This window comes from Frigoribacterium sp. Leaf186 (assembly GCF_001423905.1).
GTDB lineage: Bacteria > Actinomycetota > Actinomycetes > Actinomycetales > Microbacteriaceae > Frigoribacterium.
Genome location: NZ_LMPQ01000002.1, coordinates 786 through 1,004, shown reverse-complemented (window position 1 = coordinate 1,004; position 219 = coordinate 786). Strand labels below are relative to the sequence as shown.

Sequence of the window (219 nt, the reverse complement as noted above, 5' to 3'; positions counted from 1 at the left end):
GATCGTGTCGTCATCGCCGCGGAAGGTCAGATCGTCTGTGAGCACCGCCGCGTCATCGATCGCTCCCATGATCGGCCGGGTCAGACCATCTATGACTGGCGGCATTACCTGGCGGTCGTGCAGCGCAAGCCGGGCGCTCTGCGCAACGGTGCACCATTCGTCGAGCTTCCCGAAGCCTTCCGGGCGTTGCAGCAATATCTGCTCAAGAAGCCCGGCGGC

At 63.9% G+C, this 219-nt stretch carries 1 pseudogene; it reads left to right on the top strand.

What is annotated here, in order from left to right:
• Nucleotides 1-219 (top strand): annotated as a pseudogene (locus ASG05_RS16550) (IS21 family transposase); the annotation flags it as partial.